The organism is Streptomyces sp. NPDC014861 (genome assembly GCF_043081625.1).
Taxonomy (GTDB): domain Bacteria; phylum Actinomycetota; class Actinomycetes; order Streptomycetales; family Streptomycetaceae; genus Streptomyces.
Window position 1 is genome coordinate 474,911 of record NZ_JBIBWV010000003.1, and the last position, 26,162, is coordinate 501,072.

Sequence of the window (26,162 nt, forward strand, 5' to 3'; positions counted from 1 at the left end):
TGCCGGTGACCAGGGCCGGGGCTAGCGTGAAGGCGACGGGCAGGTGATCGTATTGGCCCACGTCCTCGAAGGCCCCGGTACGCCCCGGGAACCCGGTGGGGGTTTCCGCTTCGTCGGCCGGGCGGCGGAGAGCGAACGGCTGCTCACGGCGGCGCGCCGCCCCCCGGCGGTCGTCTTTGTCGAGGGCGAGGCCGGAGCCGGCAAATCACGCCTGGTCCACGAGGCGGCGGCGGATCTTCGCGGGGACGGGATCCTCGTGCTCACCGGCTTCTGCCACCCCCTGCGGGAGCCGCTGCCGTACGGCCCCGTCGTGGACGCCCTGGAGAAGGCGATCCCCTCCCTGCCCGCCGACGGCCTCCCTCCCCTGGCACCGCCCCTGGCCCGCCTGCTGCCCGGCCTCGCGGACCGCGCCACGCTCCCGCCCGGAGACCCGGCCGACCCCCTCGCGGAGCGCGGCCCGCTGCTCCAGGCGGTCCGCTCCTTCCTCGACGCCCTGGGACCCGCGGTCCTGATCGTCGAGGACGCGCACTGGATCGACGACGCGACCCGCGACCTGCTGCTCCAGCTGGCCCGCACCCTCCCCGAGCGGCTCTGCCTGGTCCTGACCTACCGCGCCGAGGACCTTCCGTCCGACACGCCCGTCCTCGGCGCCGCCCACCGAAGACAACCGGGCACCGCGAGCGAGATGGTCCGCCTCGGCCGCCTCGACGAGGAGTCCGTCGCCGCGCTCGCCGAGGCCGCGCTCGGCGACCGTGCCACGCCCGCCCTGGTCGAGGCCCTGTACCGGCGCAGCGAAGGGCTGCCGCTGGTGGTGGAGGAGGACCTCATCACCCTGGCCGACCACCCCGTCGACCGGGAGGGGCCCGACGACACCGCCCGGCTGCGCGCGGCCGACGTGCCCCGGAGCCTTCGCGAGGCGTTCACCGAACGGCTCGCCACCCTCTCACCGGCGGCCGAGCAGGTCGTGGCCGCCGCCGCGGCCCTCGCCGTCCCCTCGGCGGAGGCCGTGCTCCGAGCGGTGGGGGACCTGGACGAGGAGCAGGCGTACACGGGACTCGTCGAGGCGCTCCGGGCCTCGCTGCTGCGGGAAGCGGCCGACGACCGGTACGGATTCCGCCACGTCCTCGCCCAGCAGGTCGCCTACACCCGCCTCCCCGGTCCCCTGCGCCGACGGCTGCACACCCGCGCCGTCCGGGTCCTCGAGGCGCATACGCCGCCCCCGCTCGTGCAGCTCGCCCACCACGCGAAGGCGCTCGGGGACCGACCGGTCTGGCTGCGCCGGACGGAGGAGGCCGCCGACCAGGCCGTCCTCGTCGGCGACGTGGGGACGGCGGCCGTGCTCCTGCGGCGCATCCTCCGGCAACCGGACAGCGACGTGGGGATGCGGTCCCGGGCCGCGCTGCACCTGGCACCGATCGCCGGCCAGGGCGCCGACTTCGACGAGAACGCCGCGGCGCTGCGGGCGATCCTGGACGACGACCGCCTGCCGCCAGCGACGCGGGGCGAGATCCGCACCGGCCTGGGACTGCTGCTGACGAACCAGTCCTTCGACGAGGAGGGGTACGCCGAGCTGTCCAGGGCCCTCACCGAGATCGGCGCGCCGTCGCTCGCCGCCGTCCCCGCGCTGGTCGCGCTCGCCGTGGACGAGTCCGTCGACGCCGGACGGGCCGAGCGGTGGATGGCCCAGGCCGAGGAAGCGGTACGGGATGTGCCGGACGGACCGCTCGCCGCCGACGTCCGGGCCACCCGGCTGACCCTGCGCGCCATGGTGTGCGACCCCGGCGTCTGGAACGCCCTGGAGGAGCTGCCCCGGCGCGGCGTCGAACTCGGCGTGCTCCGGCAGACCGCCCGCGCCGTCTACAACGTCGCCGAGAACGCCATCGACGCGGGCCACGACCGCCGCTCCCGCGCGCTCATGGAGGAGGCGCTGGAGCTGGGCCGCTCGACGGGGTTCCCGGCCGTGGAGCTCTACGCGAGGATGAGCCTGTACCGGCTGGACGCGCTGGCGGGCCGGTGGGACGGGCTCGACGAACGCTTCGCGGCGCTCCACGCCGAATACCCCGACACCCCGGTCGTGGGCGCGGAACGCGCACTATTCCTCGGCACACGCGATCTGGCCCGGGGCAGCCCCGGACGCGCCCTGGAGCACTTCGCCCGGGCGTCGGCGGAGACCTCCAGCCGGCTGACCGGCAGCGTCGGGGCGCGGGCCGTCACCGGAAGCGCGGAAGGGCTCCTCGCCCAGGGGGACGCGAGCGGGGCATGGACCCGCGCCCACGAGGCGATCGTCGGGTTGCACGGAGCGAGAAGCAGGAGCCGGGCCGCCGGACTGCTCCCCGTCGCGGTCGCCGCGGCCCTGGCGTGCGGGGAGCGCCACGCCGCGGAACACCTCGTGGCCCAGGAGGAGCACGCAGCCCTGGGGCTCGTCGCTCCCGCCGTGACGGCGGACCTCCACACGGCACGAGGGCTGCTCGCCGAGGAGACCGACGCGGAGCGGGCGGCGGCCGAACACCACGACGCCCACCTGCTCTGGCGGGACATCGGACGCCTCCGCCCCGCCGCGCGCTCCGCGGAACTACGCGCCCGCGCGCTGCGGCGGACGAGGCCCGAGGAGGCGTCCTCGGCCCTCGCCGCCGCCCTCGGCGCCTACGCGGCCCTCGACGCCACCGCCGACCTCGCCCGCGCCCGCCGCCTCGGCCACGAACTCGGCACCCACCGGCCCTCCTCCCCGGGCCGCCGCGGCTACGGCAAGGAGCTGTCCCCCCGCGAACGCGAGGTGGCCGAGCTGCTCGCCCACCGGGCGACCAACCAGGACATCGCCGCCGCGCTCGTGCTCTCCCCCCGCACCGTCGAGCACCACGTCGCGAACGTCCTCAAGAAGCTGGGCACGACACGGAAGACGGTCGCCACCGCGCTCGGGAACCGCCCGGCCGAAGACTGACCCGACCCGTGGAGCCGGCCGGGTGGGAGTGACGGACGGACCGGCACCCCACCGCGGAGGGGGCCGCCCGGGATTCCGGACGGCCCCCTCCGCCGCGTGGCCTATTCCTTGACGGCGCCGCCCGTCAGCCCGCTCACGAAGAAGCGCTGGAGGAGGACGAAGCAGAGCACGACGGGGATGGCGGCCATGACGGAGCCCGCCATGAGCAGGTCCCAGCGGGGGTCGAACTGGTTCTGGAAGCGGGCCAGTCCGACGGGAAGGGTGCGCAGCAGCTCGTCGTTGGTGACGAGGGAGGGCCACGCGAACTCGCCCCACGTCCACATGAACTTGAGCACCGCCACCGTGCCGAGCGCCGGCCACGAGCTCGGCAGCAGGATGCTCCACAGGGTGCGGAGCCGTCCGGCGCCGTCGATGGCGGCCGCCTCGTCCAGCTGGACCGGCAGCGTGACGAAGTGCTGCCGGAGCAGGAAGATGCCGGTGGGGCTGGCGAGGAACGGGATGATCAACGCCCAGTAGGTGTCGATCCAGTTCAGGTCCCGCATCACCAGGTACAGCGGCACCAGGATGACCTGCGTCGGGATCATCAGGGTGGCGAGGATGAGCGTGAGCACGGCCTGCCGCCCGCGGAACCTGATCCGGCTGAGACCGTACGCCGCCAGCGTGTCGAAGACGAGGTTGCCCGCGACGACCGCGGCGGCCACGACCACCGAGTTCATGAACCACTGCCAGAACGGGAAGCGGCTCAGGACCTCCGCGTACGCGTCCAGGGACACCGAGCCCGGTATGAGGCTCGCGTCGGTCCCCAGCAGTTCCTCCATGGGCTGGAGCGAGGTGACGACCATCCACAGCACGGGCAGGCCCGCGAAGACGCTGATCAGGACGAGCCAGAGGGTGCGGGGCAGCCCGCTCGCGCGACTCTTCATGACTCCTCCCGGGAGGTCAGGCGCAGCCGGATCACCGTGATGAGCAGGAGGATCACGAACAGCACCACGGAGGCGGCCGACGCGACACCGACATCGGTGAGGAGCTTGGTGTAGATGAAGGTCACCACGGTGAGGGTCGCGGTGCCCGGACCGCCCTCGGTCATCACCCACACCTGGTCGAAGACCTTGAAGGAGTTGAAGACCAGGAGCAGGAACACCGCCGCTCCCGCGGGCCGGAGCATGGGCAGGGTGACCGAGCGGAACTGACGCCACGGGCCGGCCCGGTCGATGGTCGCCGCTTCGTACAGCTCGGCGGGGATGCGCTGGAGACCGCCCAGGAGGATCAGCGCGTAGATGCCGAAGTCCTTCCAGACGCTGACGACCGCGACGGCCGGGAGCGCGAGGTCGTTGTCGAACAGCCAGCGGGCGCCGTCCGCGCCGACCAGGGCGATCAGGTTGTTGATGAGGCCGTGGTCCGGCTCGTAGAGCCACTTCCAGATCAGACCGGCCACGACCATGGGGATGACCGCGGGCAGGACGGTGATGGTGCGGATGATGCGGGCGGAGCGCCGCTCGCGGTTGGCCGCCATGGCGGTCGCGAGGGCGAGGACGTAGGTGCCGATCAGGGTGATGACCGTGAACACCAGGGTGTTGAACAGGCTCTCCCGGAAGGTGCCGGCCGACAGGATCGTCTCGTAGTTCTCCGTGCCCACGAACTGCCGGGGTCCCAGCATGTTCCACCGGTCGGTGCTGAGCAGCATCGACTGCACCATGGGGTAGAACGTGAAGCCGAGGATGACCAGCAGGGCGGGGGCGACGGAGAGCCAGCCGGCGAGCGCCCCGGTCGGCCTGCGCCGGCGGGTGCGCCCGGTGCCCCGGGCGCGGTCGGTGCCGCGCCCGGAGTCCGTGGAGAGCTTCGGGGGAAGCTCTGTGGTGGTGTTCATGAGGTGACTACTTCTCCGTGCCCAGGGCCTTGCCGACCTCGTCGTCGATCGACTTCAGGGCCTGCTCGACGGGGACCTGGCCGCCGACGCCGGCGACCACCGATGCCTTCTGGGCCTCCCAGCGGGTGGCCCAGCCGTGCCGGTCCTGGAGGAGCAGGTCCGGGGTATTGCGGCCCAGCTGCTCCAGGATCGGCGCCCAGTTGGGGTCGCTCGCGACCTGCTTGTCGTAGGCCGCCTTGACGGCCGGGGCGACCTTGGCGGGCTGGTACGGGAAGATCGCGCGGAAGTCCATGTACTGCGCGCTGCGTTCGGGGGAGGCGAGCCACTTCATGAACGTGCCGGCGGCCTTGAGGTCCTTGCTCTGCGAGCTGGCCACGAGGCTGTGCCCGCCGACCATGGAACAGCCGCTCCTCGGGCCCTTCGGCATGGGGGCGATCGCCCACTTGCCGGCGGTCTTGTCGCCACCGGCCTCGACGTTGGCGGCGACGGACTGGAAGAAGGAGAACATGGCGACCTTGCCGTCGATGAAGCCGTTGAGGGCGCTGGTGCCGACGGGCGAGGTCTTGTCCTGGTAGAAGGACTTCATGTACTCCATCGCGGTCTTGCCGGCCTCGGTGTTCTGCGTCGACTTGGTGTGGTCGCCGGAGGTGAGGCTGCCGCCGGCCTGGCAGAGGAAGCTCTCCCAGGTGGAGTTGATGCCGTTGACGTGGTCGTCCATGCCCTTGAACTGCCAGCCGCTGACCTTGCTGCCGTCGGCGGTGGAATTGGTGGTGATGGCGGACGCGGTCGTCTTCAGCTCGTCCCACGTGGTCGGCGGCCCCGCGAAGCCGTACTTCTTGAGCACGTCGGTCCGGTAGAGCATGACGCTGACGTCGAAGTACAGCGGCGCGCCGTAGAGCTTGTCCTCGTACTCGTTGACCTTGACGAGGTCGAGGAAAGCGGCGGTGTCGTTCTTGGTGTAGCCGAGGTCGTCGAGCGGGGCGAGGGAGCCGGCCTTGAGGTAGTCGAGCTCCAGGCCGTTGTTCATGAGCCAGACGTCCGGCCCCTTGCCGGCGGCTATCGCCTGCTTGATCTTGTCCCGGCCGTCCTTCCACTCCAGCTGGGTGAGGTTGACGGTGACGTCGCTCTGGGACGTGTTGAACTGGTCGACGAGTTCCTTGACCTTGTCGTCCTGGCCGATCCAGAACGGCATGGACCAGAACTCGACGGTGCCCTTCCCGTCGCCCGCGGAACCGCCGCCCCCCTGGGAGGTGGAGCAGGCGGAGGCGGTCATCGCGCAGGCGGTGGCGAGCGACGCCGCGAGGAGCAGGCGGCTTCTGGGTCGTGCCATGGTGCGTTCTCCTAGAGCTGTGCGCTGTGCGGGCGCTGTTGTGCGGGTCTCGTCGTCGTGTACCGGGCGACGGTCACGGCGTACGGACCCAGAACTCGACGGACAGGGGCGGGACGGTGACGGTCAGCGTCGGACCGGTCTTCTTGGCGAGACGCTGGTCGTTGACGGTGGGGCTGTAGCGGTGGCCCTCGAAGGAGGCGGCCGTCTGGGTGTCGATCGTGTACGTGAACGACTCGGTGGCCGACCGGTTGGTGACAGCGAAGACCGGCTTTCCGGCGGGGGTCTTCCAGGCCATGATCCGCTGGTCCCGCTGGACGGTGGATTCCTCGACGTGGTAGCGCACGGAGTCCCACGGCATGTACGTGACGAAGCCGGCGAGGCCGTTCCAGTTCTGCGGGTTCCACGTCCAGTGGCCGGGCTTGAGGTCGGGAAAGCGGGAGAAGTCCGTGTCGTGCGGCGGGCGCCAGAAGCCGAGGGAGTACCCCGGGGCCTCCGCGTTGGCGATCGGCTTCAGCGCGTGGAGCCAGTACCAGGTCGGGGAGTTCTGGAAGGTCATCCAGTTCATGATCGACTGGGCGGTGTTGATGGTCCGCCAGTCCGAGGTCTTGTTGTCGAGGTACTCGAACTCGTTGTTGAAGACGATCTTGCCCTGGGCGAGGCGGTTGAAGTCGTTGTCGATCTGGTAGTTGCTGTCGTAGCCGATGCGGTGGTACGTCCAGGCGTCGACGAGGTCGAGCGCCGCCGGGTCGGCGAGGAGGGCGCCGCCGATCGCCCCGCCCCAGCCGTCCTGGCTGTCCGCGGTGATCAGCGTGTCCGGGTACTTCGCGCGGATCTTCGACGCCGTGGCCTTGAACGTCTTGAGGTACTGCTCGGCGTTGTAGACGCAGGAAGAGTACGGCGTGCTGTACCGCGGCTCGTTCTGCAGGCCCCACTGCGAGACGCGCAGCCCGCCGGCGGTCAGGTAGTCGAGGTCGGCGACGAGGGCGTCGCCGAACTCGTCGAGGAACGCGGGCTCGAAGGACTTGAGCGTCCCGCCGATGTACGAGTCGTTGGACTTCCAGCCGGGCGCGGGGGACCAGTACTCGACGGAGAGCCCCTCGATCCCGGCCCGGTCGCACATGTCGGCGAGGAGCGCGGTCTGGCCGGGGTAGCGCCCGCGCATGAGCTTCTTGGTCGGGTCGAGGCCGCGGTAGTAGAGACCCATGGCGAGCCGGCAGTAGCGGAATCCGCGGTCGGAGCGACCGCCCTTGAGCATTTCGTTGATGAAGCGGGTCTGCTCGGAGGGGGTCAGGTCGTACGGGACGCCGCTGACGGTGTCGGGGAGGCCGTTGTTGTTGGAGCCGATGGAGTCCGACTGGATCTCGAAGCCGAGGCCCCAGATCGTCTGCCGGCGGCCGTTGTCGAAGCGGATGGTGTAGCTGCCGGACGTGGCGGCCTGCGCGGTCGACAGGTTGACGACCGAGGACAGCGCGGCGGCGGCGCCGGCGACGGCCGCTCCCCGCAGGATCGACCTGCGGCTCGGACCCTGGGAACCGTGCGAGGACATGGCATCTCCTTTGATGGCAGGAAAGAGACGGGCAGGGTGGTGCGCGGGGGAGACGGCGGCCGGTGCGGGACGGGCCCGGCCACCGCCGGTCTGGGGAGGGGTCAGTAGGCGGCGATCGTGTAGCGGTCGACCATGTCGTCGTCGAGCGTCGCGCCGAGGCCGGGACCCTGGGGGACGTACAGCACGCCGTCGTGGAACTCCGGCGGGTCGGTCAGGATGCGTTCGCGGATCGGGTTGGGGAGGCGGTTGTACTCGTAGGTGCGCAGGTTGGGCGTGGCGGCGCACAGCTGCAGTGCCGCGCAGAGGCTGACGCCGGAGCCGACGCCGTGCGGCGCGATGTCGACGTGGAAGGCGGAGGCGAGCGCGGAGAGGCGGGTGGCCTCGGTGATGCCGCCGCACCGTGCGACGTTGGGCATGAAGACGTCGATGGCCCTGTTGAGCAGCGAGTCGCGCAGGTCGAAGCGGGTGAAGTGGGTCTCGCCGTTGACGATCGTCAGGCCGGTGCGGCGGCGGAGCTCGCCGAGGTTGGCGAGGTCGTCGACCTGGAGGGGCTCTTCGTACCAGGAGATGTCCAGGTCGCGCAGGACCCTGGCGACCCGGGTGGCCTCGTCGAGGTCGTAGGCGCAGTTGACGTCGGTGAGGATCTCGACGTCGCCGCCGACGGCATCGCGTACGGCGGTGAGGTGCGCCCGGTCGGTGTGCTCGCCCCGGCCGATCTTGACCTTGAACGCCTTGAAGCCCTGCTCGACGAAGCCGAGGGCCTGCCGCGCGGAGTCGGCCGGGTCGGCGTGCAGCGCGACCGGGCTGGCGTAGCAGTCGATCTTCTCGCGGATCGGGCCGCCGAGGAGCCGGTGGACGGGTACGCCGGCGAGCTTGCCCCGCAGGTCCCACAGGGCGAGGTCGATGCCTGCGAGGGCCTCCAGGTAGAAGCCGCGGTTGTGACCGCCGGCGGCCTGTCCCTGGTACAGGCGCTCCCAGACCGCGGTGGTGGCGAGGGCGTCCTGGCCGACGACGAGCGGGGCGAGGACCGTGCTGACCACGGTGGCGGTTACCTGCGGTGAGGGCAGCCCGTAGCACTCGCCGATGCCGACGGTGCCGTCCTCGGCGTGGACCTTGACGAGGGTGGCGTACTGTCCGCGCCGGGGCAGGACCAGATGGCTCGACGCGGGGTAGCGCAGCCAGTCCGGCACGTCGTCCGGGGAGTCGTAGAGGTCGTCGAAGCTGGCGGACAGGGCCAGCGCCTCGACCTTGGCGATGCGCACGGGCTGCGTGGTCATGTGGTGGTTCTCCAGTGGGTGATGCGGCCGGGCGGCATGCGTCCGGCGGCGGTGGTGACGCGGTCAGTCCCGGGCCGTCTCGCGGCCGGTGAAGACCGCGACCGCGGTCAGCGCGCAGCCGGCGACGACGTAGAGGGCGACCGGGGTGATCGAGCCGGTGGAGGCGAGGAGCGCGGTCCCGATGAAGGGCGCGGTGCCGCCGAAGAGGGCGCCGCCGAGCTCGCGGCCGGCGCTGACCCCGCTGAACCGGACCTTCGGGTCGAACTGCTCCGCGACGAGTGCGGCCTGCGGGCCGAAGACCATGTCCTTGCAGATCGGGATGGCGATGACGTACGCGAGGAAGATCGTCCACGCGTCGCGGGTCTGCAGCATCTCGAAGAAGGGGAAGACGAACAGCACCGTCGTCCCGAGCCCGACGGAGACCGTGGTCCGGCGTCCGATGTGGTCGGAGAGCAGGCCCCACAGGGGCACGGTGACGATCGACAGCGCCGACGCGAGCGCGACGCACCAGAGCATCGTGGATGTGGGGACGCCGAGCTCCGCGGTGGCGTAGGCGAGGGTGAACGCCTGGATCAGATAGCCCCAGACGAACCCGGAGACGGTGATCCCCAGCGTGCGCAGCACGGCACCGGGGCTGGTGCGCAGGGCGTGCACGATCGGGAACCGGACCTTCTCCCCGGCGTCCGCCAGCTCCGTGAAGACGGGTGTCTCCTCGATGCTGCGGCGGACCCAGAGCCCGAACAGGACGAGCCCGAAGCTCAGCAGGAAGGGCAGGCGCCAGCCCCACGAGAGGAAGGCGTCGTCCGGGAGCATCGAGACGAGGCCGAAGACGGCGCTCGCGAGGACGAACCCCGCGCCCGTGCCCATGGCGGGCACGGCCCCGTACAGGCCGCGTCTGCCGGGTGGCGCGTTCTCGACGGTGAGGAGGGTGGCGCCGGCGAACTCCCCGCCGACCGCGATGCCCTGGGCGACCCGGAGGACGATCAGGATGACCGGTGCCCAGATGCCGATGGCGGCGTGCGTCGGCAGGAGGCCGACCAGGGCGGTGGCCAGGCCCATGGCCAGCATGGTGATCAGGAGGACCTGCTTGCGGCCGATCCGGTCGCCGAGGTGGCCGAAGAGCACACCACCGATGGGGCGGGCGGCGAAGCCGACGGCGAAGGTGGCGAACGAGGCCAGGGTGGCTCCGGTCGACGTGGAACCGAAGAAGAGCGGACCGAAGACGAGGGCCGACGCCAGTCCGTAGAGGTTGAAGTCGTACCACTCCATCACCGTGCCGACGGTGCTCGCCAGCATGGTCCGCCGCCGCTTCTCGGCGGGGCTGTGGGCGTTCATGGCAGGGGTCTCCGCGAGGGACGTGTTCATGGGGGAGGTTCACCGCCTCGGTCAACGGTCAGACGCGGGGTATACGACTGAAGGTATTCCATATACGAAATCCGCGCCAGGGGTGCTACCGGAAAGTTTCCCCGCCGTTATCGCGGGGTCCTCGTGCCGGCCGGAGGGGTCCTCCAGGCCACGGATATGGGGCCGAACGGGGCGGTGGGAGGCGCCGAGACGGCCGTCGGCCTGAGGAGGATCGCGCCCGCCAGGCCGTCGGGATGCTCCAGGCGGTGACGTGCCGTGGTCACGGCCATCACTCCGTGCCCGAAGGCGACGCTGCTGGGGTGGAGGGTGGGTACCGCGAGGTCGCGGACGACGTCGCCACCGGGGCTGTAGCACCGGACGCGGCCGGAACCCCACAGGGCGACCCAGAGGTTGCCGTCGTCGTCCACGGTCATGCCGTCGGGGCGCCCCTCGTGCGCGGCGAGTGCGGCGAAGGGCTCGGAGCCGAGGAGCCGGCCCGTCGCGGGCGCCACGGCGTGACGGCTGATGGTGCCGTGCGCGCTGTCCGCCAGGTACATGGACCTCCCGTCGAGGCTGAAGGCCGGACCGTTCGGCACGGTCAGGCCGTCGAGGACCCGCTCCACCACCCCGTCAGGACCCGTCCGGTAGAGCGAACCGGCTCCCGCCGCCGCGCGGACCTCCATGCTGCCCGCCCAGAAACGGCCCGACGGATCACACGCCCCGTCGTTCATCCGCATGGCGCGCCCGGTCCCTCGCTCGGGGCGGTCCAGCCAGGTGAGCCCTCCGGCCCCGACCAGGGCGATGCCGTCCCCGGCCGCGGCGATCCAGTCGTCCGCGCCGGCGGCCACGGGCGCCACCGCGCCGAGGGGGACCCCGAGGCTGAGCACGTGGTCCGGCCAGCTCGCGGACCGGACGTCGCTGCGGAACAGATCGCCCCGGAGCAGATCGACGTGGAGGAGCCGGCCCTCGTGCCAGCGGGCGCCCTCCGCCAGGTGATAGCGGGCGGGGGAGTGGGGCCGCCACCGCGCCGGGGTCTCGCCCCCGGTCATCGGAGCACGTCCCCCGGGGCGATCCGCAGCAGGTCGAGCTCCTCGCGCCCGGGCAATCCTTCCCAGTCGCCCAGGGACGCGACCGCGAACGCGCCGGTGGTCACGGCCCGGTCGAGCCGGCGGTCCACCGGTTCGCCGTCCAGAAGGCCGGAGAGGTAGCCCGCGACGAAGGCGTCCCCGGCGCCGACGGTGTCCCTGACGGAGACCCGCACCGCCGGGCGCGCGGTGGACCCGGCAGAGTCGAAGACCTCCGCGCCGTCCGCCCCGCGCTTCACGACCACCTCGCGCACCCCCAGGGCCAGGAGCGCCGCGACGCGGTCCGTCTCGCAGCGGGCCTCGGCCGGTGCCGCCAGGGCGAGTTCGTCGTCGGAGGCCACCAGGACGTCGATGTACCGGACGAGTGGACGCAGGGCGTCGGCGGCCTCGTCCCGGGACCAGAGCTTCGTCCGGTGGTTCACGTCGAAGCACGTCAGGACACCGGCCTCCGACGCCGTCCGCAGCGCGAGGCGCACCGCCTCCAGCGGGCCGGGACCGAGCGCGGCGGTCACTCCGGTCGCGTGGACCACCCGGGGGAGCGCCGCCAGCGCCTCGCCGAGGTCGTCGGGGGTCAGCCGGGAACCGGCCGAACCGCGGCGGTGGTAGTCGACCCGGACGAGGTCCGAGATCCTCGGCTCGAAGACGACGATGCCGGTCGGCCGGTCGGCGCGGAGGGCGTGCCCGAGGTCGACCCCCTCGGCGCGCAGGGTGCGCAGGACGAGGTCACCGAAGGCGTCCTTCCCGGTACGTCCGACCCACCGCACCCGGTGGCCCAGGCGCGCCAGTCCGATGGCGACGTTGGCCTCGGCGCCCGCCACGGACGTCCGCAGCGTTCCGCCCGTGCCGATGGGGCCGTCGGCGCGCAGCGAGACCATCGCCTCGCCGAAGGTGAGTACCTCGGTCATGACGACTCCTTGTGGGTGGTGGGGGAGCCGAGGGCGGCGAAAGCGGCGACGCGCTCCGTGAGTCCCGTGGGGTCGCCGTCGGCCGCGCGGCCCACGAGGGGACCTCCGACGCCGACCGCCAGTGCGCCGGCCGCCAGGTACTCCCGGGCCGCGGCCGCGTCCACTCCGCCGACCGGGACGAAGGGCACGTCGGGGAAGGGGCCGCGCAGCGCGCGCAGGAGCTCGACGCCGCCGGGGCCGGCGGGGAAGAGCTTGACCGCGGTCGCGCCGGCGGCCCGGGCGGCGGCCACCTCGGTGGGGGTCAGGGCGCCGGCGAGGACGGGCAGTCCGAGCGCGCGGGACGCCGCGACGGCCTCGGTCACCGCCGGGGTGACGATGTACGCCGCCCCGGCCTCTGCCGCCCGCCGGGCGTCCTGGGCGGTGAGGACGGTTCCGGCGCCCAGCAGGGCGTCCGGGCCCAGGGCCGCGCGCGCGTCCCGGATGACGTCCAGCGCGTCGGCGCCGCTGAGCGAGACCTCGACGAGGTCGATTCCGTGGCGCACGAGCGTCAGCACCGTGTCGAGCGCCGCTGCACCGTCACCGCCCCGCACGATGGCGACCACGCGGCGAGTCCGGAGCGCGGAAAGAAGGTCGGAGGGTTGCACGAAGGGCTCCTACCGATGGAGGATGTTTAGTAGATCGTATACTTTCTGTCATCGAGTTCAACCCCAGCCGACGCGTCGGGATCCGCTCCGCGCCCAGGCCCCCCCCACGAGTGAGGTGCCCCAGATGACCCGTACCGCCCTGATCACCGGAGCCGCCGGCGGCATCGGCCGGGCCGTAGCGGCCCGCTTCGTCGCCGACGGCTACCGGGTCGTCGGCGTGGACCTGTCCGACCCCGGACTCCCCGGCGTGCGCTTCGCGAGGGCGGACGTCACCGACGACGCCGAGGTGGCCGACGCGGTCCGCCTCGCGGTGTCCGAGGGGGGCGCGGTCGACGCACTCGTCACCTGTGCGGGGATCACGGAGGGGCAGCCGCTGCACCGGACCACGGGGGAGGAGTGGGACAGGGTGCTGAAGGTGAACCTCGGCTCCGTCTACCTGTGCGTGCGCGAGGTCCTTCCGGGGATGATCGAGGCGGGCTCCGGCGCCGTCGTGACCGTCGGCTCTGTGCTGCACCGCACCGCGGCCCCCGGACTGCCGGCGTACGCCGCGGCGAAGGGTGCCATCGCCGCGCTCACGCGCCAACTCGCCGTCGACTACGGCCGGTACGGGATCTCCTTCGTCACGGTCTCGCCCGGCTGGGTGCGCACCCCGGCGACCGAGTCGCGGCTCGACGGCCCGGGCGAACTGGAGCGGCTGCGCCAGAGCAATCCGCTGCGGCTGCTCGGTGAGCCGGAACAGATCGCGGACGCCGTGGCGTACGCGGCGAGCCCCGGCGCCGCGCTGCTGACCGGGTCGGAACTCGTGCTGGACGCGGGCGCTTCGGTGGTGAGCCCGGCCAGCCTCCTCCGGGACGGCCACCGGGAACGGATGGGGCTTCCGCCCCTGTAGGGCAGGGCCGGCCGACCGGTGCCGGTGCCCTCCGCCCCCGTGGTGGAGGGCACCGTGCGGTGCGGGCGCGGACATCACGGAATCATAACGGGTCTGGTCCAGATGTCGCCCGCCGTTCATCGACGAGGGCTTCCGTGTAAATCCGTTGATTCTCACCGGGGTTCAGGATCGTCGGTGCCCGGTCAGGACGGCCGGGCACGTCCCGCAGGTCCCTCCACAAGGAGACTCCGTGCACCTGTCCCGTACCCTGCGCGCCGCTCTCGCCGGCGCCCTCGCGGCAGCCGCCCTGCCGCTCGCCGCTTCCGCGTACGCCGTGGAAGGGGCGCCCTCCGGTGCCGCCGCGGCGGCCAAGTCGCCCAAATCCCTGGTGATCGGCGTCGACGGCGCCACGTTCGCCCTCTTCGACAAGGCGAGCATGCCGCGGGTCAAGGGCCTCATGGCGGGCGGGATGACCGCCACCAGCAACCTCTACGCCAACCCGATGGCCCCCACCTCCTCGGGTCCCGGCTGGTCCACCATCGCTACCGGCGCCTGGCCCGACAAGCACAAGGTCGTCGACAACGGCTTCGGCGGCGCCCGCTACGACCTCTACCCCGACTACGCCACCCGACTGGAGAACGCCGACCCCGCGCACGACACCCTGGTGGTCGGCACCTGGGCCCCGATCCGCGACACCGTCTTCGGACCGGCGGTCGACACCCGCCTCGGCGGCGTCAGCGACGCCGACACGACGGCGACGGCCGTCAGCAAGCTCACCACCACCGACGCGGACGCCGTCTTCGTCCACCTCGACGAGGTCGACGGCGCCGGCCACTCCCACGGCACCGGAAACCAGGCGTACCTGAACGCCCTCGCCACCGCCGACACCCAGATCGGCCGGATCCTCGACGCCGTCGCCTCCCGCGCCACGTACGCCGGCGAGGACTGGCAGATCATCGTCACCGCCGACCACGGCCACACGCCCGGCGGCGGCCACGGCGGGAACAGCCCCGGCGAGCGCCAGACCTTCGTCATCGCCAAGGGCGCCGGATTCACGCCGGGCTCGGTCCGCCACGACGTCAAGATCACCGACATCGCCCCCACCGTCCTCGCCCACCTCGGCGTCGCCCCCGACCCCGCCTGGCAGTTCGACGGCAAGGCGATCTCCACCCTCGCCCCCGACGCCTTCGACACCCTGCGCCCCGCCCTGAAGACCCGGGTCGACGAACTCGCCCTGCCCTCCACGCTCAAGGGCTGGACGACCACCGCGCCCGGCGGCTGGAGCGTCGACAATTCCGTCATGCCCGCCGGTGGCGTCACCGAGTGGCGTGGCTGGTCCTTCGCCACCGACGAGTTCTGGAGCAACACGCACCTGGGCCAGGGCCGCGAGACCAGCGTCCGGTCGCGTGACGTCTTCGCCGTCGCCGACTCCGACGAGTGGGACGACAAGGCGCACAACGCGGGGCAGTTCGACTCCACGCTCGTCAGCCCGTCCTTCGCCGTGACCGGCGGCGCGCCGGCGACCGTCGCGTACGCGACGAACTACAAGGTGGACGGGCCCCAGACCGGGGACGTCCACATCTCCTTCGACAACGGCCCCCGGCAGCTGCTGCGCTCCTACCGCGCGGACCGCAACGCCTTCGAGAAGCTCACGGTCGCCGTTCCCTCCGGCGCCACCACCGCCCGCCTGTACTTCCGCTACACGGGCACCAACAGCGCCTTCTGGACGGTCGACCAGGTCACCGTCGTCCGCTGACCCCGCGAACCGGGCACCGTGACCCGAGCACCGCGAGTCGGGCGTACGACGTCCCGGCTCGCGGTGCCCGGCCCTCAGGGGTGCGCCCGGGCCTCGCGCCGCGCCTGCGACGTGGTGTGGGCCCTGGCCGCCTCCGCGACCGCGTCGGGGCCGTCGGTGCGCAGCGCTTCGATCACGGCTTCGTGTTCGGCCAGGACGGAGCGCCAGTCCGCGTGCTCGCGGGGGATGATCAGCCGGTAGCGCTGGATCGTGAGCAGCAGTTGTTCCGTGACGTCGGCCAGGACGCGGTAGCCGCTGGCGGCGGCGAGCCGGCGGTGGAAGTCGGTGTTGAGCCGGGAGAGCGCCTGTTCGCCGCCGTCCTCCAGTGCCCGGCGCATCGCCTCGTGGATGACGGCCAGGTCGTCCACGAGCGAGGCGTCGCCTCCCCCCGCGGCGAGCCGTGCGACGAGCCCTTCGATGGCCTGCCGTGCGAGGTACACGCCGCGGATCTCGTCCGGGTCCACCGCCGTCACCGTCATTCCGGCGTGGACGCGCGAGGTCAGCAGGTTCTCGGACTCCAGGCGCTTGACCGCCTCGCGGACCGGGATCTTGCTCACGCCGAAGGTGCGGCCGAGCTCCTCCATGTTGATGCGTTCGCCCGGCCGCAGCTCGCCCGAGGCGATCGCGGCCCGCAGGCTGTCATAGACGAGATCGGCCTTGCTCCTGACGACGGGCAGACGCCCCGCCCACTTCCGCGCGCTCATTCATTCATCGTATACGATATTCATTATTCTAAGCCTCTGGTGGGCCCCTGGTGTATCGAATGTCCTCTCCCGGTCGTGCACCCTCGGGGAAGGGGGGTGACGAGCCCCTCCGTCGTCCTGGGCTCCGTTGCGAGGACGTTCGGCGTGTCTCCGCCGCCGCCCCGGACGCCGACGGCGACGCGTTGCCGCGGAACGCCCGTCTCTTCACCGATCGCTCCGCGCGTCAGGCGTCGACCGCGCCGTCCTGTGGGGCGGTCTCGTGGTCGGCCTGGGAGTTCGTGTGGTCGCGCGCTGCCTCGGCAGCCGCCTCGGGATCGCGGCGGCGGACGGCCTCGATGATGGCCTCGTGCTCGGTGAGGACCGAGCGCCAGTTCATGTCGTCGACCGGGGCCACGATCCGGTACCGCCGCACGGCGACCAGGAGCTGCTCGGTGAGTTCGGAGAGGATGCGGTAGCCGCTCGCCGCGGCGAGCGCGCCGTGGAACTCGGAGTTCAGGCCCATCAGCGCGTCGATCTCGCCGGCCTCCAGCGCGGCGTTCATCCTCGACTGGACGCGGTCGAGCTCCGTCACCAGGGCGTCGTCCGCGTTCTCCGCCGCGAGCCGGCCGACGAGACCCTCGATCGCCTCGCGCGCGAGGAACACCCCCCGCATCTCGTGACGGTCGATCTCGGCGACCGTGACGCCCGAGTGGACGCGGGAGACCACCAGGCCCTCCGATTCGAGGCGCTTGACCGCTTCCCGGATGGGGATCTTGCTGACGCCGAACGTGCGGGCGAGTTCATCCATGTTGATACGCTCGCCCGGGCGCAGACCGCCGCCGACGATCGCTTCACGCAGGTTGTCGTAGACGAGATCGGCCTTGCTCTTCACTGGGGGCAGCGCGCCCACCCGGTTCCCTTGCGTCATCGAGTCATCGTATGCGATATCCCTTCCGCTGGTGCACTTCTTGACGCATTCACTTCGTATACGATATTTTTTGTCCTGATTGTTGAGCCTGTCCGCCGGCTGCGCCCCACCCCCACGGCAGGAGTCCGCGATAATCCCCCTCACCGCAGAAACCCAGACCCTTCCCCCGTCCCCTACGGTCTGCGCCCGTGACCTGATGCCCGAGGAGCAGGAGCCGAGCCGCCTGCGGCGCTGGATGAGGGACCACCTCGCCCGGCTGGAACTCACCTCCCTGGCCGACGACCTCACCCTGATCGCCGGTGAACTCGCCGCGAACGCCCTGCTGCACGGCGGCACCCCGGCCCGCGTCACCATGACCGTGACGCGCACGGCCGACGGAGCGGGTGTCGTCCGCCTGGAGTTCACGGACTCGGGGACCGGTTTCGACCTGGAGAGGGTGCTGCGCGCCGGGGAGCGCGGGCGCGAAGAGCCGGCCGAGCGCTGCGACGGGCGCGGTCTGCTGATCGTGGCCGCCCTCAGTACACGGTGGGGGTTCCGGCGGATCCGGGCCGGCCATGAGGTCTGGGCCGAACTGTGTCTCCGGCCCCAGCCCCCCGGCAGCCGGTGACCCCTGCCGGAACGGCGCGATGCTCCACGCCGCCGACGACGTGGAGCACCGTTCCTGTGGGAGGCCGGGTGGGGTCAGCCGCCCACGGTCCACCTCTGGTTGCCGCCGCCGTGGCAGTCCCAGAGCAGCAGGCGCGTACCGTCCGCGGTGCCGCCGTTCTCGATGTCGAGGCAGCGCCCGGACTTGGCGTTGACGAGGCTGCCGTCCGCGCGGCTCGTCCACTTCTGCGCCGGGGTGTCATTGCAGGTGTAGAGCTGGACGACCGTGCCGTTGGCGGTGCTGCCGCCCTGGGCGTCCATGCACTTGCCCAGGGCGCGCACGGTTCCGTCGCCGGGCAGGCGCCAGTCCTGGGCGGGGGTGCCGTTGCAGGCGTACAGCTGGAGCGGGGTGCCGTCGGCCGGGCTCGCGCCCTTGACGTCGACGCACTTGCCCGACGAGGACTTCACCGGGCCGCCGCCGGACGCCCCCTTGTGCACCAGCTTCAGGATGCCGGCGGCCGACCAGCTGAAGTTGCCGGTGTTGTTGCCCGCGCCGGTGGCGGAGTCGTACTTCTCCCAGATCGGCTCGTCGCCGTCGAGCAGCCCGTAGGCGTTGGCGAACAGCTTGGTGCGCAGCGCGTGGGCGTCGCTGCCGAAACCGTACGATTCGAGCCCCGTCACGCCGAACGACACCTGGTCGGGCCAGGCGCTGCCCCGGGTGTAGGAGTCCGGGTCGTAGGAGGGGTGGTTCCTGGGGATGGGCGGGAAGGGGACGTGGGTGTTGAACTGCTCGGGGTCGAGCAGCGCCTTGCGGGTCTCGTTCGCCTGCTCGTACGTGGCGGAGCCGGAGAACAGCGGAACCATGCCCTCGATCCCCTTGCCGTTCACTGTCAGGGGCTTGCCGGTGCCGAGCCGTGTGTCGTAGAAGAACCCGCTGGCCGGGTCGTACATCGTGGTGCGGATCTTGTGGTCCAGGTGCGCGGCCTGGTCGGCGAAGGACTTCGCCTCGTCCGTCCTGCCCAGCGCCGTGGCGATGTCGGACAGGGCGCGGTTGTTCTTCGCCATGAAGGCGTTGAGGTCGACGGATTCCTGGTTGAGGGACCAGCCGATGTGGTTGCCGGAGCTGTCGGTGTTCTTCAGCGCCTCAAGGCCGTTGCCGAAGTCGAAGCGGGGCTCGTCGTCCATGCCGCTCTCCCAGGCGGCGGAGAGACGGGCGTCCTCCACGGTCTTGTTGTGCTCGGCGGTCCCGCCGTACTCCAGGACGCCGTTGCGGTCGTGGTCCCGGTTGCGCATCCACCAGGCGTGCTCGGCGACGAGCTTCGGGTAGATCTCGGCCAGGAAGTCCTTGTCCGCGTCGGTCTTGTAGATCTCCGACACGGCCCAGCCGGCCAGCGGCGGCTTGGTGTTGCGCAGGTTGTGGTGCCCGGTGCCCGTGGACGGCTCGCGGAAGCCGGTGACGTCGGGGAGCATGCCCCGCTCGTTGCCGGACGCGATCTGGTGCTCGAACTGAGCGCGGACCACGGACTTGGCGAGCTCCGGGGAGAAGGTCGCTGTGCCGACCGCCTCCTTGAAGGAGTCCCAGGGCCAGTAGCCACCGGCGTAGAAGCGGTGGCTCATCGACGGGACGATGCCGCCGTTCTCGAACCGGCCGCCCGGGCCGCGCCAGTTGCCGACCAAGGTCTCGATGGCCTTGACCGTCACGCGGTGGTACGCCGGGTCGACACCCTCGGTCGCCCTGTCGACATAGCCCTGCCACCGGTTGTCCGTCTGCCGGGCGGCGGTGTCGGGGGAGTCGAGCGCCGCGGTGATCGCGGACTCCTCGGCGGCGCGCTCCTCGTCGGTGAAGGTGAACGACTCCGTCCACACCAGGCGCTTCGGCTTCGCGGAGGTGGCGAGCACCTGGCGGCGCTCGGTGACGTAGGAGTCACCGGTGACGGTGGTGGTCACCCGGTCCGCGTGGCGCACGGCCAGCTTCTCGGCCCCGTCGGCGTAGAAGCCGCCGGTCTTCGTGGCCTTGAAGCGGACCTCCACGCCCGCGGAGGTGCCTGCCAGGCTGAGCGCCGAGCGCTGCGGCTCGTCCGCCGGGCGCAGCAGGGAGCCGGTCCACGCGACCTTCAGCTTCCGCTTCGACGTGGACTTCACGTCGGCCGTGACGAAGGCGGTGTGCTGGGCGGCGAAGCGCAGCGTCAGGTCGAGCGTCACCCCGTCGGTGTAGTAGCTCTGGGTCAGGCGTCCGGGGTAGGAGTGGGTCGTCGGTGCGGACAGGGGCAGGACCTTGCCGGTCTCGGTGTCGGTCAGCCGGATCCGGGTGAACGCCTTGCTCATCCACCACGGGAACTCCTGGGCCATGTACCAGGGTCCCGTGAAGCCGCCGAAGGCGGAGGAGTCACCCACGGCGGGGAGGCCGTAGGCGTGGTACGACCCCAGGTCCGCCATCGGGCTCAGCCTGCTCGCGAAGCCGTTCTCCGCGGCGGCCGGCACGCCGGTGCGGTCGATCACGTCGGCGAAGCGTTCGTTGGCACCCGCGGCCGCCGCGGGTGCCGGCGCGGGGACCGCCGGCGGGGCTGCGGCCCCGGCCACGGGGACGGCCACGGTGGCGGCGGAGACGACCACCGCTCCCGCGAGCAGGTACAGGGAAGCGCGGCGCATGGGGCAACTCCAGGGATCGGCGAACCAGTTGGCCGGGACGGTATGCCCGGCGCCGACATGTTGTCTAGACCTCTCACAAAATCCATCGCGACTACACGGAACCTTTCAGTCGGCATGCGGTGCATCGCTATGCTGCACCGGGCCGCCGCCGACTCGACGCGGCGCCGATTTCCCTGAAGTCGCTGATGAAAGGCAGGGGTCGGTAGCCGGGCACGGCGTGCCTGATATTGATCGAAGCCTTGCTGTCAAATCCTCGGGAAGGGGCGGACTCATGGACAAGTCCAAGGTCGCGGAGGCGCTGCGCGGGCTGGGGATCGGGGCCGGGGCGGTACGCGTCTACCTCGTGCTCCTGGAGACGGCACCGGCCCCGCTGGCCGAGGTCGGGGCGGCGGCCGGACTGAAGGGCGAGCGGCTGAGCGCCGCGTACGGCGAACTGGTCGACGTGGGGCTGGCCCGCGGCGCCGTGGAGGACGGCGACCTGGCGGCGCCCCTTCCGCCGGGCGTCGCCCTCAAGGCGCTGACCAGTCGCCGCGCGGCGGAGGCCCACGAGTCCGGCATCGCCGTGGCCGGTGCCTTCGAGGCGTTCCGGCGGCTGAGGCTCCCCGCGCACCACGACGACCTCGTCGAGGTCGTCACCGGGGAGGACGTCGGACGCCGGGCCCGTCAGGCGTGGGCGGGTGCCCGCACGGAGATACGGCAGCTCGACACGCCTCCGTACGACTCCGTCGGATCCGGTACCGGCCTGGCGCTGGAGACCCTCGCGCGCGGTATCACCCAGCGCGTCGTCTACTCGCGGGCGGCACTGGAGCTTCCGGGCAACCTCGCCGCCAACATCGAGCCGTGCATCGCGGCGGGGGACGACGCCCGCGTCCTCCCGTCGCTCCCGGTCAAGCTGATCATCATCGACGACGCGTACGCCCTGGTGTCGCTGTCGATCGCCGAGGTCGACGTGCACAACACCCTGCTCCTCGTGCAGCCGTGCGGTCTCTTCTCCGCCCTCGTGGCGCTGTTCGAACAGACCTGGCAGCAGGCGCTGCCGTTCTTCCCCGGGGCACCGGGGCCGTTGCCGCCGAGGCTGCCTCCCGCCGAGCGCCGACTGCTGGCGCTCCTGGCCGCCGGCGTCAGTGACGACGACATCGCCCTGGAACTGGGGATCAGCCGGCGCACCCTCTCCCGCCGCGTCGAGGTCCTGATGGCCCGGACGGGCGCCAGCACACGCTTCCAGATGGCGCTCCAGGTCCAGCGTCGCGGATGGCTGTGAGAGCCCTGCACTCACGGGGTCACGCCGAGGAGACCGGAGAATGGCGGGACGTCAGCCGTTTCTAGCGGACGCGGAGCCCGCCGATCGCCAGATCTAGCCAGTGACGCGAACGGACATCCGCGCCGTACCTGACGCGAGGGGCCGAGCGCGCCTCTCACCTCGCCGCTCCTGCCTCACGACGTCCAGAACGTGCCAATGGCTCGAATGGGCGCCACGCCGTCGGCCACCGGGATAGAACCACAGCGCCACGCCCGCTTCACCGTCGAGACGCCGACGGCCCGGAGCCGCGCTCGACGCGGTGCGCCGCACACCCCTCCCCGACCGGAGGCGGGACGGCCGGCGACAGGCCGCCCCGCCCCGACGCTCGACCCACCCCGACCCGACGCCTTCCGAGAGGAGTGCGGACCATGATCACGTACGTCGTGCGCCGGCTCTTCGGCTGGGTCCTGATGATCGTGTTGGCCACGAATCTCACCTACTTCCTGGCCTCGTCGTTCCTGGACCCCCGCGCCAACTACCTGGAGCGGACCCCGCCGGTACCCGAATACGCCGTCGACGCAAACCTCGACCGCTACAACCTGAACGACGAGGAGCCCCTCCTGCACCGATGGTGGGACTGGGCCGGCGGGATCGTCACCGAATGGAGCTGGGGGCTCAGCCCGGAGGGCGTCGCCGTCAACGGACAGGTCGCGAGCCGGATATGGGTGAGCGCCGAGCTCGTCCTCGGGGCGACGATCCTCGCCACCGTGCTGGGCGTCTGCCTCGGAGTCTTCACCGCTTCCCGCCAGTACAAGGCCGCCGATCGCTTCTGGCAGCAGGTCTCGGTCGTCGCCCTCAACATCCCCGCTCCCGTGATGGCCCTGATCGCGGTCGTCGGCGGCATCACCTTCAACGAACAGCTGGGCGAGACCGTGCTGTTCGTGTCCGGATCGAGCAGCGTCGGCGTGACGGGGCTGTGGCCGACGCTCCTGGACACGGTGCGCCATCTGCTGCTGCCCACCTTCAGCCTCATCGTCACCGGGTACGCCGGCTACCACTTCCTCCAGCGCGCGCTGCTGCTCGACCACATCAACGCCGACTACGTGCGCACCGCCCGCGCCAAGGGGCTGACCAAGGCCGCCGCGATCCGCCGGCACGCGCTGCCCACCTCCCTCATCCCGGTCGCCACCTCCGTCGCCTTCTCCATCCCCGCCGTCTTCACCGGGGCCGTGATCTCCGAATCGATCTTCGGCTGGGAGGGCATGGGCCGCTACTTCGTGACGACCATCGCCAAGAACGACATCCACGGCGTCGTGGCGGTAGCCGCGTTCGGCGCCCTGGTGACGGCCATCGGCGCGGTGCTCTCCGACATCGTCGTCGTCGCCCTCGACCCCCGGACGCGGGTGAGCTGACATGACCGGAAAGACCGTCGGGACACTGACCGCCCCGCCCGGAGAGGACGCCCCGCCGCTCACGGCGACGAACCGTGCCGCACCCCGGCCCGGACGCCGCAAGGGACGGCTCTACCTCACCCGCTTCCTGCGGAACAGGACGGCCGTGGCGGGCGTGTTCCTCCTCCTCCTGATCGCTCTGTTCGGACTGGCCGGCGGACTGCTCACCCCCCACAGCCACGAGGACGTCGACTTCCTGGCGATCAACCAGCCCCCGAGCGCCGAGCACTGGTTCGGCACCAACGGAGCCGGGAACGACCTGTACGCGCAACTGGCCCACGGCATCCAGCGCTCGCTGGTCATCGGCCTCGTCGTGGCCCTGTGCACCACCGCGATCGCCGCCTTCGTCGGTGCCGTCGCCGCGTACGTCGGCGGCCGCACGGAGCGGATCATCCTGGAGGTCATCCACTTCCTGCTGGTGGTCCCGAGCTTCCTGATCCTCGCCCTGGTGTCGAACAGCGTCGGCGGCGACTGGAAGCTGCTGATCGTCGTCCTCGTCGTCTTCGGATGGATGTACTACGCCCGCGTCATCTGGACCATGGCGCTCTCGCTGCGCGAGCGCGAGTTCGTCACGGCCGCCCGCTACATGGGGCTCGGACCCCTCACAGTCGTCCGGCGGCACATCATCCCCAACCTCGCCTCGATGCTGACTATCCACTTCACCCTCGGCGTGGTCACCACCATCCAGTCCGAGACGGCGCTGTCCTTCCTCGGCTTCGGCGTGAAACCGCCCGACGTGTCGCTCGGCACGCTCATCGGCAGCGGCAGTTCCGCGGTCTACAGCGCCCCCTGGCAGTTCTGGTTCCCGGCCGTGACGCTCACCCTGCTGACCGTCTCGATGGCCTTCATCGCCGACGGCCTGCGCGACGCGCTCGACCCCGAGTCGAGCGCAGGAGGACACGCATGACCCCCCTGACCCTTCCGAAGACCGCCCCCGACCCCACCGACTCCTCCGCACCGGTGCTGAGCGTCCGGGACCTGCGGGTGTCCTTCCCCTCCGAAGCCGGACGGGTCGACGCCGTGCGAGGGGTCTCCTTCGACCTCCGCGCCGGCCGCACCCTGGGCATCGTCGGGGAGTCGGGCTCGGGGAAGTCGGTGACGGCGCTCTCCGTCATCGGGCTCCTCGCCGACCGGGCCCGCGTGAGCGGCTCGATCACCCTGCGGGGCCGCGAACTCGTCGGCCTCACCGACCGGGAGATGTCCGCCGTCCGCGGCAACGACATCGCCATGGTCTTCCAGGACCCGCTGACCAGCCTCACCCCGGTCCACACCATCGGCAAGCAGCTGGTCGAGGCGATCCGCGCCCACCGCGACGTCCCCCGCGAGAAGGCGTGGCGGCGAGGCATCGAACTCCTCGACCTGGTCGGCATCCCGAACCCGGCCGTCCGCATGCGGTCCTACCCACACGAGTTCTCCGGCGGCATGCGCCAGCGCGTCGTCATCGCCCTGGCCGTCGCCAACGAACCCCAGGTGATCATCGCCGACGAACCCACCACCGCCCTCGACGTCACCATCCAGGCCCAGGTCCTTGAACTCCTGAAGAAGGCCCAGGCGGAGACCGGCGCCGCGGTCATGATGGTCACCCACGACATGGGCGTCGTCGCCCGCATGGCCGACGACGTCATGGTGATGTACGCCGGCCGGCCGGTGGAACACGCCCCGGTCGACGAGCTGTTCCATCAGCCGCGCATGCCGTACACCCTCGGCCTGCTCGGCGCGGTTCCGCGCGCGGACGACGGCGGGAGCACCGCACTCGTACCCGTGACCGGCCATCCGCCCCTGCTGATCGACCTCCCCGACCGGTGTCCGTTCGCCCCCCGCTGCCCGATCGCGACCGACGACTGCCACGCCGCCGAACCCGAAGTTCTGGAAGTGACGCCCGGGCACACGACGGCCTGCCTGCGCGGCCCCGAGATCACGGACGGCGTGATCGGCGGCGACCCCGTCTTCCCCCGGCCCGCCGTCCGGCCCGGCGCCCTCGACAGGACACCCCGCGCAGACCGGGCCACCGTGCTCGACGTCACCGACCTCACCCGCGCGTTCCCTCTGCTCAAGGGAGCCGTGCTCAAGCGGCGGGTCGGCACGGTCCACGCGGTGAACGGCCTGACCTTCGACATCCGCGCCGGCGAGACGCTCGCCATCGTCGGCGAGTCGGGCTGCGGCAAGAGCACCACGCTGCTGTCCGTCATGGACCTCGCCAAGAACGCCGGAGGCCGGATCGCCCTCGACGGCATCGACCTGTCCTCGGTCGGCGGACGCGAGGCCCGCGCCCTGCGCCGCAGGCTCCAGATCGTGTTCCAGGACCCGATGGGAGCGCTCGATCCCCGGTTCACCGTCTCCGAGCTGATCGCCGAACCCCTCCGCGCCTTCGACCTGGTGCCCGCCGACCGGACCGACGCCCGCGTCGCCGAACTCATGGACCTCGTCGGCCTCGACCCCGCCCACGTGGACCGCTTCCCCGGAGCCTTCTCCGGCGGGCAGCGCCAGCGCATCGGCATCGCCCGCGCCCTGGCGTCCGAGCCCTCGCTGCTGGTGCTCGACGAACCCGTGTCGGCACTCGACGTGTCGATCCAGGCCGGCGTGATCAACCTCCTCCAGCGGCTCCAGAGCGAGCTCGGCCTGTCCTACCTGTTCGTCTCCCACGACCTGTCCGTCGTACGCCACCTCGCCGACCGCGTGGGGGTCATGTACCTCGGGCGATTCGTCGAGTACGGCGACGTCGACGCCGTCTTCGGCGATCCGGCCCACCCCTACACCCAGGCCCTGATCTCGGCGATCCCGGTTCCGGACCCCGTCGTCGAGCGTTCCCGCGCACCCCTCCTGCTCACCGGCGATCTGCCCAACCCCACAGAGACGCCCACCGGCTGTGCCTTCGCCGGACGCTGCCCGCTCAAGCCCACCCTCCCCGAGGAGAAGCAGCGGCAGTGCTCCACCGTCACCCCCGCGCTCACGGGAAAGGAGGGGGCGGACCACCGGCACGCCTGCCACCACCGCTGACTCCCGTGCGGCGCCACCGCCGGCGCCGGC

The 26,162-nt window shown here is 71.6% G+C and carries 20 protein-coding genes; 8 read left to right on the top strand and 12 right to left on the bottom strand.

The annotated features are described in order from the left end of the window. Positions 1-43 precede the first annotated feature (43 nt). Positions 44-2,938 (top strand): ATP-binding protein, encoded by a 2,895-nt coding sequence (locus ACF1BN_RS08720; protein ID WP_392330860.1) that lies wholly within the window; start codon positions 44-46, stop codon positions 2,936-2,938. A 101-nt stretch (positions 2,939-3,039) separates the two neighbouring features. Here the strand turns inward: ACF1BN_RS08720 and ACF1BN_RS08725 are convergent, their stop codons facing one another. The 9 genes from ACF1BN_RS08725 to ACF1BN_RS08765 form a co-directional block, all read right to left on the bottom strand. Further along, positions 3,040-3,861, bottom strand: a complete 822-nt coding sequence (locus tag ACF1BN_RS08725) for a carbohydrate ABC transporter permease (protein ID WP_392330861.1) — start codon at positions 3,859-3,861, stop codon at positions 3,040-3,042. Then, complete coding sequence (locus tag ACF1BN_RS08730; protein WP_392330862.1) at positions 3,858-4,805, bottom strand: carbohydrate ABC transporter permease; 948 nt, start codon at positions 4,803-4,805, stop codon at positions 3,858-3,860. Before ACF1BN_RS08730 ends, ACF1BN_RS08725 begins: the two co-directional genes overlap by 4 nt. A gap of 7 nt (positions 4,806-4,812) precedes the next feature. Further along, a complete protein-coding gene (locus ACF1BN_RS08735; RefSeq protein ID WP_392330863.1) occupies positions 4,813-6,135 on the bottom strand; it encodes an ABC transporter substrate-binding protein in 1,323 nt (440 codons plus the stop codon). A 73-nt stretch (positions 6,136-6,208) separates the two neighbouring features. Further along, on the bottom strand, positions 6,209-7,681 hold the full coding sequence (locus tag ACF1BN_RS08740; RefSeq protein WP_392330864.1) for a hypothetical protein: 1,473 nt from the start codon (positions 7,679-7,681) through the stop codon (positions 6,209-6,211). A gap of 101 nt (positions 7,682-7,782) precedes the next feature. Continuing rightward, a complete protein-coding gene (locus tag ACF1BN_RS08745) occupies positions 7,783-8,958 on the bottom strand; it encodes a mandelate racemase/muconate lactonizing enzyme family protein (protein WP_392330865.1) in 1,176 nt (391 codons plus the stop codon). Positions 8,959-9,021: 63 nt separating this feature from the next. Then, positions 9,022-10,323, bottom strand: coding sequence for an MFS transporter (locus ACF1BN_RS08750; protein WP_392330866.1), 1,302 nt, complete (start codon positions 10,321-10,323; stop codon positions 9,022-9,024). A gap of 107 nt (positions 10,324-10,430) precedes the next feature. Beyond that, a complete protein-coding gene (locus ACF1BN_RS08755) occupies positions 10,431-11,351 on the bottom strand; it encodes an SMP-30/gluconolactonase/LRE family protein (RefSeq protein WP_392330867.1) in 921 nt (306 codons plus the stop codon). Next, positions 11,348-12,292: a sugar kinase gene (locus ACF1BN_RS08760; RefSeq protein WP_392330868.1), complete on the bottom strand. Its 945-nt coding sequence runs from the start codon at positions 12,290-12,292 to the stop codon at positions 11,348-11,350. Before ACF1BN_RS08760 ends, ACF1BN_RS08755 begins: the two co-directional genes overlap by 4 nt. Then, positions 12,289-12,936 carry a bifunctional 4-hydroxy-2-oxoglutarate aldolase/2-dehydro-3-deoxy-phosphogluconate aldolase gene (locus tag ACF1BN_RS08765; RefSeq protein WP_392330869.1) on the bottom strand — a complete coding sequence of 216 codons (648 nt, stop codon included), beginning with the start codon at positions 12,934-12,936 and terminating at the stop codon, positions 12,289-12,291. The genes ACF1BN_RS08760 and ACF1BN_RS08765 overlap by 4 nt, the downstream gene beginning before the upstream one ends. Positions 12,937-13,060: 124 nt before the next feature. Here ACF1BN_RS08765 and ACF1BN_RS08770 point away from each other — a divergent pair, with 124 nt between their 5' ends. Both ACF1BN_RS08770 and ACF1BN_RS08775 read left to right on the top strand, forming a co-directional pair. Beyond that, positions 13,061-13,825 carry an SDR family NAD(P)-dependent oxidoreductase gene (locus ACF1BN_RS08770; RefSeq protein WP_392330870.1) on the top strand — a complete coding sequence of 255 codons (765 nt, stop codon included), beginning with the start codon at positions 13,061-13,063 and terminating at the stop codon, positions 13,823-13,825. 229 nt (positions 13,826-14,054) lie between these two features. Next, the gene (locus tag ACF1BN_RS08775) at positions 14,055-15,560 is read left to right on the top strand and encodes an alkaline phosphatase family protein (protein WP_392330871.1); all 1,506 of its coding nucleotides are present in this window, start codon (positions 14,055-14,057) and stop codon (positions 15,558-15,560) included. 74 nt (positions 15,561-15,634) lie between these two features. Here the strand turns inward: ACF1BN_RS08775 and ACF1BN_RS08780 are convergent, their stop codons facing one another. Together ACF1BN_RS08780 and ACF1BN_RS08785 are read right to left on the bottom strand one after the other, a co-directional pair. Next, positions 15,635-16,303: a GntR family transcriptional regulator gene (locus tag ACF1BN_RS08780; protein ID WP_392330872.1), complete on the bottom strand. Its 669-nt coding sequence runs from the start codon at positions 16,301-16,303 to the stop codon at positions 15,635-15,637. Between the two features lie 223 nt (positions 16,304-16,526). Continuing rightward, positions 16,527-17,210 carry a GntR family transcriptional regulator gene (locus tag ACF1BN_RS08785; RefSeq protein WP_392330873.1) on the bottom strand — a complete coding sequence of 228 codons (684 nt, stop codon included), beginning with the start codon at positions 17,208-17,210 and terminating at the stop codon, positions 16,527-16,529. 196 nt (positions 17,211-17,406) lie between these two features. Here ACF1BN_RS08785 and ACF1BN_RS08790 point away from each other — a divergent pair, with 196 nt between their 5' ends. Continuing rightward, positions 17,407-17,817 (top strand): ATP-binding protein, encoded by a 411-nt coding sequence (locus ACF1BN_RS08790; RefSeq protein ID WP_392330874.1) that lies wholly within the window; start codon positions 17,407-17,409, stop codon positions 17,815-17,817. A 74-nt stretch (positions 17,818-17,891) separates the two neighbouring features. Here the strand turns inward: ACF1BN_RS08790 and ACF1BN_RS08795 are convergent, their stop codons facing one another. Continuing rightward, positions 17,892-20,444: an RICIN domain-containing protein gene (locus tag ACF1BN_RS08795; RefSeq protein ID WP_392330875.1), complete on the bottom strand. Its 2,553-nt coding sequence runs from the start codon at positions 20,442-20,444 to the stop codon at positions 17,892-17,894. Positions 20,445-20,715: 271 nt separating this feature from the next. Here ACF1BN_RS08795 and ACF1BN_RS08800 point away from each other — a divergent pair, with 271 nt between their 5' ends. From ACF1BN_RS08800 to ACF1BN_RS08815, 4 genes are all read left to right on the top strand, one after another. Then, positions 20,716-21,705 carry a LuxR family transcriptional regulator gene (locus tag ACF1BN_RS08800; protein WP_392330876.1) on the top strand — a complete coding sequence of 330 codons (990 nt, stop codon included), beginning with the start codon at positions 20,716-20,718 and terminating at the stop codon, positions 21,703-21,705. 407 nt (positions 21,706-22,112) lie between these two features. Continuing rightward, a complete protein-coding gene (locus tag ACF1BN_RS08805; RefSeq protein WP_392330877.1) occupies positions 22,113-23,096 on the top strand; it encodes an ABC transporter permease in 984 nt (327 codons plus the stop codon). Between the two features lies 1 nt (position 23,097). Further along, positions 23,098-24,042, top strand: a complete 945-nt coding sequence (locus ACF1BN_RS08810) for an ABC transporter permease (RefSeq protein WP_392330878.1) — start codon at positions 23,098-23,100, stop codon at positions 24,040-24,042. Next, a complete protein-coding gene (locus ACF1BN_RS08815) occupies positions 24,039-26,132 on the top strand; it encodes a dipeptide ABC transporter ATP-binding protein (protein WP_392330879.1) in 2,094 nt (697 codons plus the stop codon). The genes ACF1BN_RS08810 and ACF1BN_RS08815 overlap by 4 nt, the downstream gene beginning before the upstream one ends. The last annotated feature ends 30 nt before the right edge of the window (positions 26,133-26,162 follow it).

What these genes read in the sequence shown, in the direction of transcription:
- ACF1BN_RS08785 (WP_392330873.1), bottom strand. Translation starts at nt 17,210, where the DNA reads ATGACGCAAGGGAACCGGGTGGGCGCGCTGCCCCCAGTGAAGAGCAAG.
- ACF1BN_RS08795 (WP_392330875.1), bottom strand. Translation starts at nt 20,444, where the DNA reads ATGCGCCGCGCTTCCCTGTACCTGCTCGCGGGAGCGGTGGTCGTCTCC.
- ACF1BN_RS08740 (WP_392330864.1), bottom strand. Translation starts at nt 7,681, where the DNA reads ATGTCCTCGCACGGTTCCCAGGGTCCGAGCCGCAGGTCGATCCTGCGG.
- ACF1BN_RS08755 (WP_392330867.1), bottom strand. Translation starts at nt 11,351, where the DNA reads ATGACCGGGGGCGAGACCCCGGCGCGGTGGCGGCCCCACTCCCCCGCC.
- ACF1BN_RS08810 (WP_392330878.1), top strand. Translation starts at nt 23,098, where the DNA reads ATGACCGGAAAGACCGTCGGGACACTGACCGCCCCGCCCGGAGAGGAC.
- ACF1BN_RS08800 (WP_392330876.1), top strand. Translation starts at nt 20,716, where the DNA reads ATGGACAAGTCCAAGGTCGCGGAGGCGCTGCGCGGGCTGGGGATCGGG.
- ACF1BN_RS08790 (WP_392330874.1), top strand. Translation starts at nt 17,407, where the DNA reads ATGCCCGAGGAGCAGGAGCCGAGCCGCCTGCGGCGCTGGATGAGGGAC.
- ACF1BN_RS08805 (WP_392330877.1), top strand. Translation starts at nt 22,113, where the DNA reads ATGATCACGTACGTCGTGCGCCGGCTCTTCGGCTGGGTCCTGATGATC.
- ACF1BN_RS08780 (WP_392330872.1), bottom strand. Translation starts at nt 16,303, where the DNA reads ATGAGCGCGCGGAAGTGGGCGGGGCGTCTGCCCGTCGTCAGGAGCAAG.
- ACF1BN_RS08770 (WP_392330870.1), top strand. Translation starts at nt 13,061, where the DNA reads ATGACCCGTACCGCCCTGATCACCGGAGCCGCCGGCGGCATCGGCCGG.
- ACF1BN_RS08730 (WP_392330862.1), bottom strand. Translation starts at nt 4,805, where the DNA reads ATGAACACCACCACAGAGCTTCCCCCGAAGCTCTCCACGGACTCCGGG.
- ACF1BN_RS08735 (WP_392330863.1), bottom strand. Translation starts at nt 6,135, where the DNA reads ATGGCACGACCCAGAAGCCGCCTGCTCCTCGCGGCGTCGCTCGCCACC.
- ACF1BN_RS08815 (WP_392330879.1), top strand. Translation starts at nt 24,039, where the DNA reads ATGACCCCCCTGACCCTTCCGAAGACCGCCCCCGACCCCACCGACTCC.
- ACF1BN_RS08750 (WP_392330866.1), bottom strand. Translation starts at nt 10,323, where the DNA reads ATGAACACGTCCCTCGCGGAGACCCCTGCCATGAACGCCCACAGCCCC.
- ACF1BN_RS08725 (WP_392330861.1), bottom strand. Translation starts at nt 3,861, where the DNA reads ATGAAGAGTCGCGCGAGCGGGCTGCCCCGCACCCTCTGGCTCGTCCTG.
- ACF1BN_RS08760 (WP_392330868.1), bottom strand. Translation starts at nt 12,292, where the DNA reads ATGACCGAGGTACTCACCTTCGGCGAGGCGATGGTCTCGCTGCGCGCC.
- ACF1BN_RS08745 (WP_392330865.1), bottom strand. Translation starts at nt 8,958, where the DNA reads ATGACCACGCAGCCCGTGCGCATCGCCAAGGTCGAGGCGCTGGCCCTG.